15 protein-coding genes and 1 pseudogene are annotated in these 15,208 nt (G+C 61.8%); 1 reads left to right on the plus strand and 15 read right to left on the minus strand.

Going from position 1 to position 15,208, the window contains the following annotated elements; genetic code table 11:
- Positions 1 to 9: 9 nt before the first annotated feature.
- From BLU71_RS00285 to BLU71_RS00295, 3 genes are all read right to left on the minus strand, one after another.
- Positions 10 to 819: a putative RNA methyltransferase gene (locus BLU71_RS00285; RefSeq protein ID WP_042606969.1), complete on the minus strand. Its 810-nt coding sequence runs from the start codon at positions 817 to 819 to the stop codon at positions 10 to 12.
- The gene (gene dapE / locus BLU71_RS00290) at positions 819 to 1,970 is read right to left on the minus strand and encodes a succinyl-diaminopimelate desuccinylase (RefSeq protein ID WP_042606970.1); all 1,152 of its coding nucleotides are present in this window, start codon (positions 1,968 to 1,970) and stop codon (positions 819 to 821) included. The genes BLU71_RS00285 and dapE overlap by 1 nt, the downstream gene beginning before the upstream one ends.
- Positions 1,971 to 2,209: 239 nt before the next feature.
- The gene (locus BLU71_RS00295; RefSeq protein ID WP_083352028.1) at positions 2,210 to 4,801 is read right to left on the minus strand and encodes a glycosyltransferase; all 2,592 of its coding nucleotides are present in this window, start codon (positions 4,799 to 4,801) and stop codon (positions 2,210 to 2,212) included.
- Between the two features lie 214 nt (positions 4,802 to 5,015).
- Between BLU71_RS00295 and tcdA the strand changes: the two genes are divergently transcribed.
- The gene (gene tcdA / locus BLU71_RS00300; RefSeq protein ID WP_065615290.1) at positions 5,016 to 5,834 is read left to right on the plus strand and encodes a tRNA cyclic N6-threonylcarbamoyladenosine(37) synthase TcdA; all 819 of its coding nucleotides are present in this window, start codon (positions 5,016 to 5,018) and stop codon (positions 5,832 to 5,834) included.
- 104 nt (positions 5,835 to 5,938) lie between these two features.
- Here the strand turns inward: tcdA and BLU71_RS00305 are convergent, their stop codons facing one another.
- The 12 genes and pseudogenes from BLU71_RS00305 to BLU71_RS00360 form a co-directional block, all read right to left on the minus strand.
- On the minus strand, positions 5,939 to 6,343 hold the full coding sequence (locus BLU71_RS00305; RefSeq protein WP_083352029.1) for a SufE family protein: 405 nt from the start codon (positions 6,341 to 6,343) through the stop codon (positions 5,939 to 5,941).
- Positions 6,340 to 7,545, minus strand: a complete 1,206-nt coding sequence (locus BLU71_RS00310) for an aminotransferase class V-fold PLP-dependent enzyme (protein ID WP_083352030.1) — start codon at positions 7,543 to 7,545, stop codon at positions 6,340 to 6,342. The genes BLU71_RS00305 and BLU71_RS00310 overlap by 4 nt, the downstream gene beginning before the upstream one ends.
- Positions 7,546 to 7,692: 147 nt before the next feature.
- Positions 7,693 to 8,727, minus strand: coding sequence for a 2,3,4,5-tetrahydropyridine-2,6-dicarboxylate N-succinyltransferase (gene dapD / locus BLU71_RS00315; protein WP_073476070.1), 1,035 nt, complete (start codon positions 8,725 to 8,727; stop codon positions 7,693 to 7,695).
- A 31-nt stretch (positions 8,728 to 8,758) separates the two neighbouring features.
- Positions 8,759 to 9,121 (minus strand): ArsC family reductase, encoded by a 363-nt coding sequence (locus BLU71_RS00320; protein WP_083352031.1) that lies wholly within the window; start codon positions 9,119 to 9,121, stop codon positions 8,759 to 8,761.
- A 50-nt stretch (positions 9,122 to 9,171) separates the two neighbouring features.
- Positions 9,172 to 10,275: a phage integrase Arm DNA-binding domain-containing protein gene (locus tag BLU71_RS00325; protein WP_083352032.1), complete on the minus strand. Its 1,104-nt coding sequence runs from the start codon at positions 10,273 to 10,275 to the stop codon at positions 9,172 to 9,174.
- On the minus strand, positions 10,256 to 10,498 hold the full coding sequence (locus BLU71_RS00330) for an excisionase (RefSeq protein WP_083352033.1): 243 nt from the start codon (positions 10,496 to 10,498) through the stop codon (positions 10,256 to 10,258). The genes BLU71_RS00325 and BLU71_RS00330 overlap by 20 nt, the downstream gene beginning before the upstream one ends.
- 43 nt (positions 10,499 to 10,541) lie before the next feature.
- Positions 10,542 to 10,790 carry a hypothetical protein gene (locus tag BLU71_RS00335; RefSeq protein ID WP_083352034.1) on the minus strand — a complete coding sequence of 83 codons (249 nt, stop codon included), beginning with the start codon at positions 10,788 to 10,790 and terminating at the stop codon, positions 10,542 to 10,544.
- Positions 10,791 to 10,840: 50 nt separating this feature from the next.
- A complete protein-coding gene (locus BLU71_RS00340; RefSeq protein ID WP_083352035.1) occupies positions 10,841 to 11,035 on the minus strand; it encodes a hypothetical protein in 195 nt (64 codons plus the stop codon).
- Between the two features lie 49 nt (positions 11,036 to 11,084).
- A pseudogene (locus BLU71_RS28030) lies at positions 11,085 to 11,963 on the minus strand (hypothetical protein).
- A 46-nt stretch (positions 11,964 to 12,009) separates the two neighbouring features.
- Entirely contained in the window at positions 12,010 to 12,774 is a 765-nt protein-coding gene (locus BLU71_RS00350; protein ID WP_231982454.1) for a hypothetical protein, read from the minus strand.
- On the minus strand, positions 12,771 to 13,085 hold the full coding sequence (locus BLU71_RS00355; RefSeq protein ID WP_083352036.1) for a DUF4406 domain-containing protein: 315 nt from the start codon (positions 13,083 to 13,085) through the stop codon (positions 12,771 to 12,773). Before BLU71_RS00355 ends, BLU71_RS00350 begins: the two co-directional genes overlap by 4 nt.
- Entirely contained in the window at positions 13,082 to 15,145 is a 2,064-nt protein-coding gene (locus tag BLU71_RS00360) for a DNA cytosine methyltransferase (protein WP_083352037.1), read from the minus strand. The genes BLU71_RS00355 and BLU71_RS00360 overlap by 4 nt, the downstream gene beginning before the upstream one ends.
- Between the last annotated feature and the right edge of the window lie 63 nt (positions 15,146 to 15,208).

The raw sequence follows: 15,208 nt of genomic DNA on the forward strand, positions 1-15,208 counted from the left end.
GACCAAAAGTTATTGAAGAACGAAATAATCGTAGCGCATCGACACGGTGGTCTCGAACGGCTCGGCCTGTTCGATCACGGCCGCGCGACGCTCGGCACTGGCACGCCAGCCGTGGGGTGTCATCGCCAACAGGTTGGCGCGATCCTCGGGCTTGTCCAGGGTCAGCTTGAATTCCAGCGTCTCGCTATGGGCCAGCGCCATGCCGGCCGGCACCAGAGCCAGGTGCTTGTCGTCGGTGTACTCGCGCACCTCGTCGTACAGACGCTCGCGCAATTCCATCAGATGGCCACGGGTCGGGCCGACTTTCATCAGGCCGCCGCCGACGCTGAGCAGACGCTTGGCTTCCTCCCAGTCCAACGGACTGAAGACGCTGGCGAGAAACTGGCAACTGCCCGAAGCCAATGGCACGCGGGCCATGCTGGCAATCAACCAGGTAATCGCCGGGTTGCGCTTGCAGGCGCGTTTGACGGCTTCGCGGGAAATGTCCAGCGCATAGCCATCCGCATGGGGCAAAGCCTCGGCGATTTGCGCGGTGTAATAACCCTCGCCACAGCCGATGTCGACCCAGCGCTCCGGGGCAAAACTGGCCGCCAATTCAGCCAGACGTTTGGCCACTGGCGCGTAATGTCCGGCGTTGAGGAAATCACGTCGCGCTTCGACCATCGCCTGGTTGTCGCCCGGGTCGCGGCTGTTCTTGTGCTGCACCGGCAGCAGGTTCAGATAACCCTGACGTGCACGGTCGAATCGATGCCCGGCAGGGCAGACCACGCCGTTGTCCACCGCATTGAGCGGTTCACTGCAAATCGGACACGCGAGCATCAGGCGAGCAACTTGATCAGGGTCTGGTAGTAAATCTCGGTCAGTACATCGAGATCCGCCGCCAGCACGCGCTCGTTGACCTGGTGGATAGTCGCGTTGACCGGGCCCAGTTCAACCACTTGCGTGCCCATGGTCGCGATGAAGCGGCCATCGGAGGTGCCGCCGCTGGTCGACGCCTTGGTTTCACGACCGGTGATGTCCCTGATGCTCGACGACACCGCATCGAGCAGCGCGCCCGGCTCGGTGAGGAATGGCAGGCCGGACAGTGCCCAGTCGATGTGCCAGTCCAGACCATGTTTGTCGAGGATATCGGCAACGCGCTTTTGCAGGCCTTCGACAGTCGATTCGGTGGAAAAGCGGAAGTTGAACACCGCCACCAGATCGCCCGGGATCACGTTGGTCGCGCCGGTACCGGAATTGAGGTTGGAAACCTGGAAACTGGTCGGCGGGAAGAAGTCGTTACCATTGTCCCAGTGCTCGGCGGCCAGTTCGGCCAGCGCCGGAGCGGCGAGGTGAATCGGGTTCTTCGCCAGGTGCGGGTAGGCCACATGACCCTGCACGCCTTTGACCGTGAGCTTGGCGCCGAGGGAACCGCGACGGCCGTTTTTCACCACATCGCCGACCAGCGTGGTGCTCGACGGCTCGCCAACGATGCACCAGTCCAGACGCTCGTTACGCGCCACCAGACGCTCGACCACTGCTTTGGTGCCGTGATGCGCCGGGCCTTCTTCGTCGCTGGTGATCAGGAACGCGACCTTGCCTTTATGATTCGGGTAATCGGCGACGAAACGCTCGGCGGCGACGGTCATCGACGCCAGGCTGCCTTTCATGTCCGCCGCGCCACGGCCACAGAGCATGCCGTGTTCGTCGATCACGGCGTTGAACGGGTCGATCTGCCACGCCGTCACCGGGCCGGTCGGCACCACGTCGGTGTGACCGGCGAAGCACAGCACTGGACCGTCGTTGTTGCCGTGAGTGGCCCAGAAGTTATCCACATCTTCGATGCGCATCGGCTCCAGGGTGAAACCGGCGTCGCCCAGGCGCTGCATCATCTGCTTCTGGCAGTCGGCGTCGACCGGGGTCACGGAGGGACGGCGGATCAGGTCGATGGCCAGTTGAAGGGTCGGCGATAGGTCGGCGTGGGCCGTCATGGAAAACTCCGAAGATCATGAATGTGGGCGCGGACAACTGTAGGAGTGAGCCTGCTCGCGATAGCGGTTAATCAGTCAACATACATATCGACTGTTACACCGCCATCGCGAGCAGGCTCACTCCTACAGGGATTGGGTTCGGTCAGTCGAACCGGGGACGCCGCCAAGCCCCGCAAAATGGCGGTTATCTTAAAGCAAAACGGCGACCGTTGGCCGCCGTTTAGTGCTGCGTTGCGGATTTAGACGACCGGTGCCGGCTCAGCCTTGGCCACAGGTTTGGGCAGCGACGACAGGAACGCCATGATCAGCGCTGCCAGATACGGCAGCGACTGCACCAGCAGCATGGTCACCCAGAAGCGCATGTCATTGCTCGGCATGCCGTTGACCAGGAAAATCCCCAGCGCCGCGCCCCACAGCAACAGCATGATGAACAGCTCTTCACGCGCTTCGCTGATCGCCACCCAGAAACCGTGGTTGTCGGCGTTTTTCGGCGTGCGGAAGAACGGAATGCTGCTGGTGAAGAAGCCGTACAGCACCGCTTTGGCAATGGTGTGCGACAACGCCAGGCCGGCCAGTGCCGCGCAGAACGCATCCTTCAGATTCACCCCCACCGCGCGGCGGTAGAGGAAGATGATCTTGCCGACCTTGAACACAAACAGCGCCAGCGGCGGGATTGCGAAAATCAGCAGCGGCGGATCGACCCGTTGCGGGACGATGATCATCGCCGCCGACCACAACAGCGCGCCGACGGTGAAGAAAATGTTCATGCCATCGGCAACCCACGGCAGCCACCCGGCGAGGAAGTGATAACGCTGGCCACGGGTCAGCTCGGTGTCCTTGCCGCGCAGCAGGCTGCGGGTATGACGCTTGATGATCTGGATCGCGCCGTAGGCCCAGCGGAAACGCTGTTTCTTGAAGTCGATGAAGGTATCCGGCATCAGGCCCTTGCCGTAGCTGTCGTGGTAATACGCCGCCGACAGGCCTTTTTCGAACACGCGCAGGCCCAGCTCGGCGTCTTCACAGATGCACCAGTCAGCCCAGCCCAACTCTTCCAGCACCGAGCGGCGGGTCATGGTCATGGTTCCGTGCTGAATGATCGCGTCACGGTCGTTGCGGGTGACCATGCCGATGTGGAAGAAACCTTTGTACTCGGCGTAGCAAAGCTTCTTGAAGGTGCTTTCGTTCTGGTCGCGATAATCCTGCGGCGACTGCACCACGGCGATTTTCGGGTCGGCGAAGTGCGGCACCATGTGCTTGAGCCAGTTCGGGTGCACGCAGTAATCGGAATCGATCACCGCAATGACTTCGGCGTCCTTGGCGGTGTGCGGGATCAGATAATTCAGCGCGCCGCCCTTGAAACCGGCCAGCGGCGATACGTGGAAGAACTTGAAGCGCGGGCCCAATGTTTCGCAGTAATCGCGCACCGGTTCCCACACCGCCGGGTCCTTGGTGTTGTTATCGATGATCAGAACTTCGAAGTCCGGATAATCGAGCGCGGCCAGTGCATCGAGGGTCTGTTTGACCATCTCCGGCGGCTCGTTGTAGCAGGGCACATGGATCGAGACTTTCGGCCGGTAGTCCGAGTCGCCAAGCACCGGCAGGAATTCGCGCCGGCGCTTGTGAATCCACACCGCTTCGGCCAGTTCATGGGCCTCGGTGAGCAGGACGATGAACACCCCGAGCGCACCGAGTGCCAGAAGAAATCCCACCGTGAGGCTGAACCACGTGCTGTATTGCTGGCTGTAGTCGTAACCGATGTACACCAGCACCGAACCGCACAGGAATGCGATAAAGGTCAGGAACGTCCGGCCGCGCTGGCGCAGGGCCGAGCCGTCGATCATCAGCAGGGTCAGCGACAGCAGCGCCAGCACCACCGAGCCGATCGCCAGCACGCGCCATTGCGGAATCGCTACTACCGGGCCTTCGAAATTGAATTTCTGCTGGCGCGCGGCATTGAACACGCCCCAATAGGCGCCGACGGAACCTTCATCGCTGGCCTTCCACGGCTGGTCGAAGGCTTCGATCACGAAATAGTTGAAGCCCTGGCGATTGAGCTTGTTGACCAGTGTGCGCAGGTAAATCGCCTGGTCCGCCGGTGAAGCATCGGCACCACCGCGCATGCGCCCGTTGCTCGGCCAGCCGACTTCGGACAGCAGCAGCGGTTTTTTCGGGAACAGTTTTTTCAGATCGCGGGCGCGGTCGAAGACGAACTGGCCGGCCTTGTCGACGGGAATGAACTCCCAGTAGGGCAGGACGTGGGCGGCGATCAAATCAACGTGCTTGGCCAGTTGCGGGTATTTCTCCCAGATGTGCCATTGCTCGGAGGTAGTCACTGGTACCTTGACGGCAGCGCGCACCCGATCCAGCAGAACGATCAACGCCTCAGGGGTGATCTCCTCGCGAAACAGTGCCTCGTTGCCGACCACTACCCGCACGACGCTGCGCGAGGTGTTGGCCAGTTCGATGGCTTTAACGATCTCCCGTTCGTTGCGTTCCTGATCCGGACTGATCCAGATACCGAGGGTGACCCGCAGGCCGAATTCTTCAGCCAGTTTCGGAATGTCTCCCAGCGAACCGTCGACCGAATAGATACGGATGTTGTCGGTCAGCTTGCTCATGATTTCCAGGTCACGGCGCATCTCGTCGTCCGACGGGTACTGATCCCTTTGGGGGTACTGCCCCTGCTGGAATGGCGAATACGAGAAGCCGGAGATCTGCTGCGGCCAGTTCGGCGCCGTGACCGGGCGATTGACCAGCGCCCAGAAACCGGTGAACAGTGCAGCGATGGCCAGCACCACCACCAGGTTGAGTCCAAATTTACGCGATGACATAGCTGTTTCGGGTTCCAAAGGCTGTGGAACGAAGATTCGGTCGGATAGACGTCCGAGTGGCGCGCATCCTACACCGGTGGTTAACCAGTCGTACAACTGCCGGGAAAATGCCTGACATTGGGCATCCGACTCTGACTTAAGTTCTTACACTTGTCGCTTGCAGCTTAAAACTTGCCGCTGCGTAGCCCTATAATGCGCGCCGGTTTTTGGGGTAATGGTCATGAGTACAGAAGATCCGCGGTTTGCAGGCATCGCCCGTTTGTATGGCATCGAGGGCCTGGAACGCTTGCGCGCTGCCCATGTGGCGATCGTCGGCGTCGGTGGCGTCGGTTCCTGGGCGGCGGAAGCCATGGCCCGTAGCGGGGTGGGCGAGATCTCGCTGTTCGACCTTGATGACGTCTGCGTCAGCAATGCCAACCGCCAATTGCACGCCTTGGACAGCACCGTGGGCAAACCCAAGGTCGAGGTGATGGCCGAGCGTCTGCGCGGCATCAATCCTGATTGCACGGTGCACGCCGTGGCCGATTTCGTTACCCGCGACACCATGGCCGAATACATCACGCCGAACATCGACTGCGTGATCGACTGCATCGATGCGGTCAACGCCAAAGCGGCGCTGATCGCCTGGTGCAAACGCCGCAAGATCCAGATCATCACCACCGGTGGCGCGGGCGGGCAGATCGACCCGACGCTGATTCAGGTCTGCGATCTCAACCGCACCTTCAATGATCCGCTGGCCTCGAAAGTGCGCTCGACCTTGCGCCGTGACTACGGCTTCTCGCGCACCGTGACCCGGCACTACAGCGTGCCGTGTGTGTTCTCCACGGAACAGCTGCGCTACCCGAAACCGGACGGCAGCATTTGCCTGCAGAAGAGTTTTGTCGGCGACGGCGTGAAGCTCGACTGCGCCGGCGGGTTCGGCGCGGTGATGATGGTCACGGCGACGTTCGGCATGGTCGCGGCGACCAAGGCTGTGGACAAGATTGTCGCGGGGGTGCGGCGCCCTGCTGACCGAGTAAAACCTCAGGCTTGAAGTTGAGGCTGAGGGCGCTATCGCGAGCAGGCTCACTCCTACAGGGGAACGCATTCCAAATTGTAGGAGTGAGCCTGCTCGCGATGGCTGCGGAGCAGCCGCTTTTATTGAGCTAACTCATTCATCCGCGTGAGCACGGCATTGAGGCCATTACTGCGCGAAGGCGACAACTGCCGTGACAGTCCCAGCTGATTGAACCACTCCGGCAGATCCACCTGTTGCAACTCGGTCGCCGACAAACCGTTGACCCGCAGCAGCAACAACGCCACCAGGCCACGAATCATCCGCGCATCGCTGCTCGCCCTGAACTGCCAGTGCCCGTCGCGCAAATCCCCCACCAGCCACACTTGGCTTTCACAGCCATGCACTCGATTGGCCTCGCACTTTTGCGCGTCAGCCAACGGCGGCAGACGATCACCAAACTGCATCAGCAACCGCGCTCGCTGTTCCCAGCCCGATGCATTCTGAAAAGTCTGCAGCGCTTCGGCTGCTTCAACCGGCAAGCTCATCGCAACAACTCCAGCGCCTGATCCAGGGCCTCGAAAAAGCGCTCGAGATCTTCCGAATCGTTGTACAGCGCCAGCGACACGCGAATCGCGCCGGCCAGTTCGAAGCTTTTCATCAGCGGCATGGCGCAGTGATGCCCGGCGCGCACGGCGATGCCCTGTTCGGTCAGCAAGTGCGCGAGATCGGCGTTGTGCACGCCTTCGACGACGAAACTGGCCAGCGCCAATTGCGGCTTGCCCAGCAGACGAATGCCATTACGAGCAGCGAGGCCGCGCAGCAGATAGTCGTGCAGCGCCGCTTCGTGGGCCGACACGGCTGGCTGATCCAGCCCGGCCAGATAATCCAGGGTCGCACCGAGGCCAATGACACTGGCAATCGGCGGAGTGCCCGCCTCGAAACCCAGTGGCGCCGGGCGAAAGCGCGAATCGTGATAGTTGGCGTCCAGCACCATCTCGCCGCCGAATTGCCATGGCTGCACCTGCTCCAGCGCAGCGTTGCGCCCGAACAGCACACCGAGGCCATCTGGGCCATAGAGCTTATGGCTGGAGAACACATAGAAGTCGCAACCCAGCGCCTGCACATCATGGCGACCGTGCACCACACCCTGCGCGCCATCGACCACGGTCAGAGCGTTCTGCGCCTTGGCCATGCCGAGCAAAGCGGTCAGTGGCTGCCAGGCACCCAGCACATTGGACAACTGGCTGACCGCCAACAAACGGGTGCGCGAGCCGATCAGCTGCACGGCGGCGGCGAGGTCGATCAGGCCGTCTACGTCCAGCGGCAGGATCACCAGCTTCAAGTTGCGGCGTTGCGCCAGTTGCTGCCACGGCAGCAGGTTGGCGTGATGCTCCAGAGCGCTGATGACAATCTCATCGCCGGGCTCGAACAGATGCTCGAGACCGTAAGCCAGCAGATTCAACGCACTGGTGGCGCCGTGGGTGAAAATGATCTGCCCGCTGTCACCCGCGTTCAGCCACTGGGCAACCTTGCGCCGACTGTCCTCGAACGCCTGCGTGGCGTGGGCGCCGGGCAAGTGTTGCGCGCGATGCACGTTGGCCGAGCCATTGGCGTAGTAATGCGTCAGTGCGTCGAGCAGGGCCTGGGGTTTTTGCGTGGTGGCGGCGTTGTCCAGATAGGTCTGGTCTTGCCGTTGCAGCGCGGCGATGGCCGGGTAATCGGCGCGCCAGGGGGAGGGAATCATCATGGGTTCAGCCCTGTGAAATTGGGCGGGATGTACGCCAAACCTGTAGGAGTGAGCCTGCTCGCGATGACGGTGTGTCAGTCAACGTATCCGCAACGGATACACCGCTATCGCGAGCAGGCTCACTCCTACAATCGATCGTCCAGGCGCTTAGTTGTGAGCGTGCAGCGCTTCGTTCAGTTCGATCGCCGATTTGTGGGTCTTGCATTCCACAGCACCGGTTTCCGAATTGCGACGGAACAGCAGGTCAGTCTGACCGGCCAGTTCACGCGCCTTCACCACCTTGACCAGATTGTTGTGTTCGTCGAGCAGCGCAACCTTGGTGCCGGCGGTCACGTACAGGCCCGACTCGACGGTGTTGCGGTCGCCCAGTGGAATGCCGATACCGGCGTTGGCGCCGATCAGGCAGCCTTCGCCGACCTTGATCACGATGTTGCCGCCGCCCGACAGGGTGCCCATGGTCGAGCAACCGCCGCCCAGGTCCGAACCCTTGCCGACGAAGACGCCAGCGGAAACGCGGCCTTCGATCATGCCCGGGCCTTCGGTGCCGGCGTTGAAGTTGATGAAACCTTCGTGCATCACGGTGGTGCCTTCACCGACGTAGGCGCCCAGACGCAGACGTGCTGCATCAGCGATACGCACGCCGGCCGGTACGACGTAGTCGGTCATTTTCGGGAACTTGTCCACCGAGAAGACTTCCAGCAGTTCGCCGCGCAGACGCGCTTCGAGTTGCATTTCCGCCAGTTCGCTCAGGTCGATCGCGCCTTGGCTGGTCCACGCCACGTTCGGCAGCAGCGGGAAGATACCGGCGAGGCTGACGCCGTGCGGCTTGACCAGGCGGTGCGAGAGCAGATGCAGCTTGAGGTAGGCCTCAGGCGTGGAGGTCAGTTGCGCGTCTTCGGCCAGCAGGGTGGCGACCAGCGGCTTGTGGCTTTCGGCCAGACGGGTCAGCAGCTTGCCTTGCACGGCATCGATGCCTTTCACCGCTTCGGCCAGTTGCGCAGCCTGGGCGGTGGTGAAGGTGATGGCCTGGTTGCCTTCGCTGTAACCGAGGATCGGCGCAACCGCCGCGACCAGCTCGGCCGAAGGATTGAGCAGTGGCTGTGCGTAGAAAACTTCCAGCCAGGCGCCTTGACGGTTCTGGGTGCCGACACCAAAGGCGATGCTGAACAGGGAATTGGACATGTGAATACCTCTACGAAGAGTGACGGGCTGCTTACTTCAGAGCGGCCGCGTAGATATCTGGCTTGAAGCCAATCAGGGTTCGGTCACCGAGATCGAGCACCGGGCGCTTGATCATCGAGGGTTGGGCGAGCATCAGTTCGATGGCTTTCGGCTGGTCGAGATCGGCTTTGCATTCGTCGTCGAGTTTGCGAAAGGTCGTGCCTGCGCGGTTCAACACCGTTTGCCAGCCGTGCTCGTCGCACCATTGGGTCAGGTGCTCACGGTCAATACCGGCGGTCTTGTAATCGTGAAAGTCATAGCTGACAGCGTGTTCATCGAGCCAGGTGCGCGCCTTTTTCATGGTGTCGCAGGCTTTGATGCCGTAAAGCTGTAAGTGCTTGATTTCATTGGGCATAAAATCCTCCCCAAAACTTCCCCAATATCGCCCCAAAATTTAGCCGGTGATTATGCCACGTCGATCCACTCGGCGCCTCGACTGTCGCGGTACACGTCGGTCATTGCGGCCGAGCGGTGTCCCAGCAGCTTCTGGGCATCACGACCTTCGAGTTCATGAAGGCGCGCGGCAAGCGATCGCTGTTCATGGAAGGACGGCGGTTGCCGCCCGAAAGTTATCCCCAGCTTCGCGCCGGCTTTGTCCCGAGCCTCGGCAAATGCGGAGCTCAGCGTATCCAGCACTACCGCTTGACCAGCTTTCGCCCGGCCCGCCGCCTGTGCATGATGCACCAGGTGTTGTGACAGAACGCGATCGCGGCATTGCTTGATGACGGTTGATAGGTCCAACCCGACCGAGTCAAGCCGCAGCTCGGTGCTGATGCGCAGGCGCGCGCCGGTCTTGGACTGCACGACATGCAGGAAGCCGTCGTGCACATCCTTGAACAGCATCGAGGCGATATCGTCCCGGCGCTGGCCGGTCAGCACTGCCAGCTCCATTGCCCTGCGAAGCCATGGCTTCGTCGCCTCAGCGTAAATCGCCTGCCACAGTTCCAGCGTCAGCCGTTCGCGCTTGATGTTCACCCGCGCCGCCTTCGTCAGCTCGACCGGGTTGGTGTCTGCCCACCCCCGCGCCTGAGCCTCGGCGAACACGTCTCGCAACAGCGAGCGCATCGCCCTGGCCATTTGCGCCTTTCCTTCTTTGGCCATACCTGTAAGGTAATCGGCCACATCCATCGTGGTGATTTCCTTTATCCCTTTCGAACCGAACTCGGCGTCAAGCCGGTTTATCCGCATGCGCACGTTTTTGTTGCTGCTTGCGGACAGCTTGCGCTCGGCGAACAGCTCGCGGTATTCATCCAGCCATTCCGAGAACAGTTTGCCCGGTGCTGGCGCCGGCGCACTGATGCGCTCGGTCAGCGTTGGCTTGATGGCGTCGGCGTGATTCGCAGCGACCGCCTCACGGATCGCTGATTCTTTGTCCTTGCCCAGACCGAACACGCGACCACTGATCGGGTCGCGGTAGGTGTAATAGGTGCCGCCGTTGCGTGCGTCGGTCTTGCGGTAGAGATTCGGGGGAAGATCCTTTGACCCTGTGTTACGCGGCCTGGGCGCCATTGCGTGCTCTCTCTATTCTGCTGATCAGGCTGCCGCCGACAATGCGGATTGGTTGCTGGTCAGGTTCCTGATAGTGGGCGTTGGAGTCTACATAGTAGCTGCGCCCGTGCTTCACCGGTGCTGGCGCGATCCGGCCTTCGCGCGCCCATTTACGCAACGTGTTGGGGCTGGGCGGCGTCTTGAACTCGGCCGCCGCCCATTCATCCAGGGTGACTTTGCTCATGTGATGCTCCATGCCGCGCGTGGCGGCAGAAGGTGGTGATGGGTTATGCAGGCAGCAAGCCTTTTGCTTTTGCTTCTGCCCTGCACTGCTCGCGAAACTCTCGAGCTTTTTCGATTGCTTGCTGTTTGCTGGCGGCCTTCCAGGTGGGGCCGACTTGGATGAACTTGCCGCGCAGCTTGCCGCACCAATGCTTCACGAAGTCGCCGTTCTCGATCTGGCAGATGGTGCCGGCGGATGCTCTCGGCGCCGTCGCGTAATCCACCAGCTTCTGGTCGTACGTTAATTCGGGCATGCGGATTCCTCGCCCGCCGTACACCGGCAGGCTGTTGAGTTGGGGAGGGGTTACGGGTACTGGCGTTTGATGCGATCGGCGATGTCTTCGAGCTTTTCCGCCATGTACCGCATGTCGTTGTTATCGCGGCGGGATACGACGCCCGATCGCTGCACGTTGCGGCCGTCGATGAGCCAAGCAGCCAAGACGATGATTGCGGCTTCAAGCCGGCGCCGAAGCCAGCCGGTGTGTGGAACAACTCTCATCACCGCGGCCCCTTGTAGCAGTACACGTAGGCGAACCAGGCGAGGGCGATCATGGCGTCACCCGTTTGAACTCGACGACCCAGACCCACGGGTTGGCGTCCCAGTCGCCTCCGGTGGATTGCCAAAGGTCGCGGAATGCTGGTATCGGGTATTTGTGGCATGCGCCGCCTTCGTCGCTCGCGCACCATTCGCGGAGCGGCCCGCGATGCACCCCCTCGGCTGCGGCCTGTTCGTACGTGATTTCCTGCAACCGCTCGACGCGCACGTCGGTGATCTCCAGCAGGATGCGGCAGGCCCAGCGCGGCATGTGGATGCTTGGCTTCCAGACTGGCTGATCGGCTTCATATGGGGTAAGCCCGTCGGCGGCGTAAACCAGGGTGCCGTCGTCGCGTGCCTCACTGACATTCAAGTCATCCGGTTTGAGGTAAGGGCCGCGCATGACTTCGTCGTGATCGCAGTATCAGGTTTCGCGAACCCAAAGGCGATCGCCTCGCCGCCCGTAAGGGCAACCACCGTACATAGCCAGCTCCGCCGCGCACTCCTCCTCAGTCGCACCGAAAGCAGCGAACCCCCAGCGCGGATGGTCTTGAACCACTGCGATCCACTGATGTTCCGGTGAGTCAGATTTGCTGCGGCTCGGGATCTGGTTGCCTTTGACTAGCCGGCGCGTGACCGTCTTCTGCCCGGACAAGATCGAGCGAACCATCGCTCCGTTGAAAAGGATGGGGCGCTCTTTGTGGAAGGGTTCCGGCGCCGGGCGGGGCTTGGCCATTTTCGCCTGGCATCGCTTGCAACTGACAAGATCGCGGTTGTGGGTACCGTCCCACTCGACTTCGGATTCTTCATTCAGGCCACAGGCCGATAGCGACCAGCGCTCGTTGTCCTGCGTGCAGCCGGAGTCGACTATGAGGTGGTTTTTCCTGGGCATGCCGGTTCCTTGCCGCTATAGCGGCTGACTTTGAAGGGGGAGGGAGTTACTGCTGAGGGTGCGTTGCGTTCCAGCGCTCGAAGGCTTCTTGCGTGGTGGCTGCTTCGATCTTCTCGTCGCACTGGTTGCACGCCGCCACACCGCCGGCCGCGCCGACATCGCGGTGACCTTGCTTGCACGGGTTCATATGCCAGTCGTCATCCATGCCGGATTCCGGCTCAGGATATTCTGGACGGGCAGGTGGGTAAGCCGGAGCCGTCATGGCCTGGTCAATGGCAGCGCGGAGATTCTCGCTGTAGTTCTCGCCAATGACGCGCTCGAACGGCTGATCCATCCAATGGCCGACGACCTCGATGTTGATGCTGCTGTCGCCGGCGTCGCCGTTGGGGCTGCTGATGAAGCGAACGTCCCAGCAATTGGAATCCAGAGCGTCAAGCCGCGCCTTGTCTTGCTCCAGCTCATCAATCCGCTGATCCGCTGCGTTCAGGCGCTGCTGCAGGGCGTCACGCTCTTTGATCGCGACCGCGTGCTTATCACGCCAGTGCAGCACCGCTTCAAGTTCCTCGGCAGCAGTCACGGGCGGCTGCCCGGTCATGCGCCGTTCGATCATCTGCCAGGCCGGCGCGTACTCAGGCCAGTCGCTCTCGATCACCAGAAACCGGCGAGCAGGCGCGCCGGCAATCAACATTTGCTCGTAGAAGTTCCGGCAACGCCCGGAGAAGTTGCGCCGGACCAGGTGCGGCAATTTTTCCATATCAGTGTGTTTGATGACGATGTAACGGTCTTCACGCTGAAAGGTTTGCTCGTTCATCCTGCAATCTCCATCGATACCAGATCATGGGCATTCACAACCTTCATGCCGAGCTCCTTGCCGATGTGGACTTCGAGGCTGGCGCCGCGAGAGTCCTGCCAGCCGGGCAGGGTGGCCACGGTGTCGCATTCCATCAGGGCGGCGATGTCTCGGCGCATGCATTCGCTCCAGGTGCCGGGGTCTGGGTTGAGCTCGGCGGGGTTGATGACGCTGTGCCCGGCGGCGCGCAGGGTGGCGGCCGTCGAGTGGAACAGCGGGAAGTTCAGGTCCAGCATGTTGGTCATGGGACCGCTGAGGTAGATGCGCTTCATGCTGCCACCTGCTGTTGTACCGACTGTTTCCATGGATCGTTCGCCCGAGCCAGCGCGGCCATCGGCGGCGGGCTTACGCTGTTGCCACACATGTGTACCTGCTGGGTTTTGGTGAACGGCTTGCCGTCGGCGCCGTGGCTGATGATGTAGTCGGCGGGGAAGCCCTGAGCCTTGTAGAGCTCGGCCGGTTGCAGCATCCGCAGGCAGATATCGACGATCACGTAAGGCGTGCCCTTGATGGTGACGGTGACCAGGCCCAGCCGATCCTTGGTGGTGATGGTTGGTGCTGGCGCGTCGGCTGCGCTCATGTTCTCGGTGCCGTAGTAGCTGATCAGGAATGCGGCGACTCGCAGTGCGCCTTCTTCGTGCTCAGGTGACAGCGTGTACTCCAGCAGCGCGTGATGCTCCGCCCCGGCAGTCATTGTCGGCACCGGCTCATCCATCCCGCGCCCAACGCAATTTTTCCGCAACGTAGTCAGGTGGGCGGAGCAAACCGCATGATGCTGACCTGTTGTGACTGTCGGTACCGGATTCGTCAGATCAGTTGCAGCGTGACCGGTGGTGTTGGTGATCAGTGTCGCCGTCACCAGCTGCTGCTGGCTACCGGTGTTCGTCACAGTGGTCATAGGATCGTCGACGCTCTTGGCGTCGGTGGTGTTGAACCCGCCGTTCATCTGGGCCATGAACACCGTTGAGATTCCCATGGCGTGGGCGGCGCCGGCGGGACGCTTGTAGTCGCCGCCGCTGGTGATGGTCGGCAGCGGTTCGTAGAGTGCCTTGCCATCGTCCGCAAACCTGAACTTCACCAGGTGCGCGGCGGCGACTGAATGCCCGCCGCTCGCAGTAACTGTGCCCAGCGGGTCACCAGCAAACTTGCTGCCGTCCCCCCAGCGCTGAACGCCGCCCGGCTTACCTTCGCCGTGCGCAGCCGTGACCATCACCGGGCTGATCAGCGTCAACTCGCCGCGATTTGCGCACGTCACAGTCGGCAGTGGGGCGTGGGGATCGTTGATGCGATCGCTGCCCTGATGCGTTGCTGGCGCGATGATCGGACTGGCCATGGCGAACGATCCGCCACGCGGCCAAGACGTCACCGTGCGCAGTGGCTCATGGGCAGACTGAACGCTTTCGCCCGACCAGTTCGCGATCGGCACGATGAATGGGTCAGCGGCATCGATGACGAACTTCTTCATGCCCTTGGCGATCCGGCGCAGGGTGGCGGGTGCCAGCGGCTTTGCCCGGTCGAAAATGCTTTTGCTCGGGATGGTCCAGTCGATGCACTCTGCGGCGGTGCGCCACTTTTTTTGGCCCTTCGCCGGGTTCTTCGCGTGGGTCGGCTCAGGCCACACGATCGGCTGGCCGTCGCAACGGGCGATCATGAACAGTCGCTCGCGGCTGGTCGGCGCGCCGAAGTCGCAGGCCTTGATGACCCGCCATTCAACGGCGTAGCCCAGGCGTTGCAGCTCGGCGACGAACACCGCCCACGTTTGACCGCGGCGTTTCGGGTCAGGCACCAGGAACTGCTGGTGGACCGGCACGACTTCGCCAGCCTCGGCGATGGCACCGCCCAGCTTCATCACGCGGCCGGTCGACTTGCAGCGCTTGGCGATCAGCGGCCCCCACTGGAGGATCTGTTTCACGTTTTCCAGACTGATAACGCGCGGCTTCTTCTTGCCGGCCCACTTCAGGCCGATCCACGACAGATTGCGAATCTCGCGCTTGCGCGGCTGGCCGCCGGCGGCCTGGCTGTGGTGCGTGCAGTCCGGCGACATGTGGAACCAGCCCACGGCCTTGCCGCCGCACTCGGTGTCCGGATCACCGTCAAACACGTCGGTGGTGTAGTGCACGGCGCCCGGGTGATTCACGGTGTGCATGCTGATCGCTTGCGGGCTGTGGTTCTTCGCGACATTCACCGCGCGGCCAAGGCCCATCTCCAGCCCGGTGCCGGCGCCGCCGCCACCGCAGAAGAAGTCGACAACGATCTCATCGTCCTGAGTGCTGAAGCCGAGTCCGTATTGAGTTTTGAAATCGAAGGGGTGTTTCTTCTGTTGTGCGGACATAGGGGATCCTCGCCGGCTGGCGTGATTCGTATAAGTGGGGTATTTGTGTTCGGCCCGGCATGG

The sequence above is a fragment of the Pseudomonas moraviensis genome, assembly GCF_900105805.1.
In the GTDB taxonomy this organism is placed as follows: Bacteria; Pseudomonadota; Gammaproteobacteria; order Pseudomonadales; family Pseudomonadaceae; genus Aquipseudomonas; species Aquipseudomonas moraviensis_A.